5 protein-coding genes are annotated in these 2698 nt (G+C 67.4%); 4 read left to right on the top strand and 1 reads right to left on the bottom strand.

What is annotated here, in order from left to right; genetic code table 11:
* A partial coding sequence (locus ACFWF3_RS31415) for a UvrB/UvrC motif-containing protein (RefSeq protein ID WP_379317384.1) occupies positions 1–289 on the top strand: 289 nt, incomplete at its 5' end.
* A 107-nt stretch (positions 290–396) separates the two neighbouring features.
* Here ACFWF3_RS31415 and ACFWF3_RS31410 read toward each other — a convergent pair.
* Positions 397–864, bottom strand: a complete 468-nt coding sequence (locus tag ACFWF3_RS31410; protein ID WP_379317382.1) for a VOC family protein — start codon at positions 862–864, stop codon at positions 397–399.
* Positions 865–923: 59 nt separating this feature from the next.
* Between ACFWF3_RS31410 and ACFWF3_RS31405 the strand changes: the two genes are divergently transcribed.
* From ACFWF3_RS31405 to ACFWF3_RS31395, 3 genes are all read left to right on the top strand, one after another.
* Positions 924–1766, top strand: a complete 843-nt coding sequence (locus ACFWF3_RS31405) for a helix-turn-helix domain-containing protein (protein ID WP_379317380.1) — start codon at positions 924–926, stop codon at positions 1764–1766.
* A 131-nt stretch (positions 1767–1897) separates the two neighbouring features.
* Complete coding sequence (locus ACFWF3_RS31400; protein WP_379317378.1) at positions 1898–2329, top strand: hypothetical protein; 432 nt, start codon at positions 1898–1900, stop codon at positions 2327–2329.
* Between the two features lie 268 nt (positions 2330–2597).
* Positions 2598–2698 (top strand): universal stress protein (locus tag ACFWF3_RS31395; RefSeq protein ID WP_379317386.1); only part of this gene is annotated, 101 nt, incomplete at its 3' end.

Here is a 2698-nt window from a genome sequence, read left to right as displayed (position 1 = left end):
GGTGTACACCGAGGCCGAGGACGAGGTGGCCGTCGGCGGATCGGGCCGCAATGTCAGCCGCGGCAGGCGCGCCCAGGGCGAACCGGGCCGGGCCAGCTCGGGTATCTACGCCGAACGCGATGTGAAGTCGATGCCACGTGCCGAATTGGCCGCCCTGGTCACCGAACTCACCGCGCAGATGATGAACGCGGCCCGCGAATTGCAGTTCGAGCTGGCGGGCCGGTTGCGTGACGAGATCGCCGACCTGAAGAAGGAGCTGCGCGGGATGGACGCCGCGGGGATTTCTTGACCATGCCGGCGCCACGGTCCCCGGGCGACCCCGCCCCCGAGTCGCGCGACCGATCGCGCGGGTGCTGCTCGGAGGCGAGGCCCCTGCGGACCCGGCCCGGCGGGGCGCTACGCCTGCTCGGCCATCCACGCGGCGACGCGGCGGTCGGCCTCCTCCTTCGAGACGTCCTCGACGCGGGTGATCACCGCCCAGCGGTGGCCGAAGGGGTCGATCACCACGCCGAAGCGATCTCCGGTGACGAAGGTCTGCGGCTCCTCGGCGCTGCGGGCACCGTGGGCGAGCGCGCGGGCGATCACCGCGTCCACGTCGGGGCAGTAGTGCACCACCGAGGTGTGCACCCAGTCCTCGGGGGCGCGAACATTGTTGTCGGGGATGGGCATTCCGAGCTGCAGGGTGGAATCCCCGATGAGCAGTTCGGCGTGCGCGGGCTGGCCGTCGGGCAGATCGGCGCGGCTGAGCACCTTCGCCTCGAAGACCGCGGTGTAGAAGTCGATGGCCGCGTTTCCGTCCGGCACGGCCAGGAAACAGGTGATGGAGTGGTAGCCCTCCGGAATGGGCGCAACGGGATTGGTCATGGATACGATCCTGCTCCGCGGCCGACGGCCCGTCTTGTAAGAACGCGACAGATCGGCCGATGATGACGGCGGCGCCGGATCCCGGTGATGTGAAAGGAATCCTGCACCCGGAGGAGCAGGCGAGACACCGGTCGCTGAACCGGCTGGGGGTCGGGCCCGCGCTGGCCGAGTTCGCGGACCGGTACTGGGTGGTGCGGTGGGATCTGCGCGGCCGGCCCAGCTATTCGGCGCAGGTGCTGTCGTTCCCGTGTGTGAACGTCACCTTCGAACGCAGCACCATCCGCACCGGCGGCTTCGTCACCGGGGTGTGCACGACGAAGTACGTGCGCGAGCTCGCCGGGGAAGGCGAGACCTTCGGCATCCGGTTCGCCCCCGGCGGATTCGGTGCCTTCACCGGCATGGATGTCGGCGCGCTGCGCGATGATTCGGCCCCGCTGCGCGCGGTGTTGCCCGAGGCCGCGGGCCTGGCCGACCGAGTGCTGGCCGAACAGTCCGACGAGCGCCGCCGCGACATCGTCGAGGAGTTCTTCGCGGGCCGTGGTCGCACCGACGATCCGCACTACGCGCTGGTGACCCGCATCGTCACCGCCATGGCGAACGATCCGGAGCTGACCAGGGTCGACCAGGTCACCGATCGTTTCGCCGTTCCGATCCGCACCCTGCAGCGCCTGTTCCGCCGCTATGTCGGGGCAGGCCCGAAGTGGGTGCTGTGCCGGTTCAGATTGCAGGACGCCGCCGATCTGCTCGCGCACGGCCGCCCTGATCTCGCGGTACTCGCGGCCCAGCTCGGCTATTTCGACCAGGCGCATTTCAGCCGTGAATTCACCGCCGAGATCGGGATGTCGCCGACGGAATACGCGCGCAGCGCACAGGCGGTGAGTGCTGTCCCCACGGCGCGCTGACCGGGTGCGTCCAGACCCGAGAAGTAGGGGGTCTGAAATATTGGCGTTCCACCTTGGAACAGCGGTGTTCGTCGATAGTGTCACCGCATTCGCAGCGGCCGTTGCTGCGTGGAGAAGTCAGGACATCAACAGTGACAACATCATTCGATCGGACCGCCCGTCTCGGCGCCGCCCTCGCGACCGCGCTGGCCGCCACGGCTCTGTTCGCGCCGGGCGCGCACGCGGACATCTCGGATGGCCAGCGGGTCAGCGTATCGAGTGCCGATCCGAAGGTCGGCTGTTCCTACACGGTGGTCGCGGTCAACGTCGTCGGCTACAGCTCGGGCCACGCCGGCGCACCGGTGACCTTCTACGACAACGGTGACGTGATCGACACGGTCGCGATCCCGGCGATCGGCGAGACCAAGACCTCGTGGCGTCCCGCCGCCGCAGGCTCGCACCAGTTGACGGCGAAAGTCGACAGCTATCTCAACAGCTGGTGGATCACCCCCGCCACGGTGACCGTGGCGGCGAATACCGGCACCGGAAGCGCGGCCTGTGGGTTCCCCAGTTTCTCCGGTTGATGTGATCAAAGTCCCAGCCGCACTACGTCGTTGATCGTGTTGTGATAGGCCACAATTTCTTCGAACTGCGGTCTTGTTGCCGCAGGTGAATCTTCTCGATTGTTGCGAAGGCCACCGTGACATCGGGCAGGAGCGCCAACACTCCCGGTGTGATCTGTTGCGATTTCTGATAAATCGGCCTGATTTGGCGTTAGGGTCGAGCCAATTGCCGCGCTGACGCTCGATTCCCGAGTGGTTCGGTGCTGGCACCGACCAAGTTGGAGGAGAGATGACCGCCTACCGGACCATTGTCGTCGGTACTGATGGCTCGGATTCGTCGTACGTGGCGGTGGAGAAGGCCGCGGCGCTCGCCGGGGACGCTGAGGCAAC

The sequence above is a fragment of the Nocardia sp. NPDC060220 genome (assembly GCF_042727815.1).
GTDB lineage: Bacteria > Actinomycetota > Actinomycetes > Mycobacteriales > Mycobacteriaceae > Nocardia.
The sequence above is the reverse complement of the archived record's forward strand: the minus strand, read 5'-3'. Positions and strand labels throughout refer to the sequence as shown.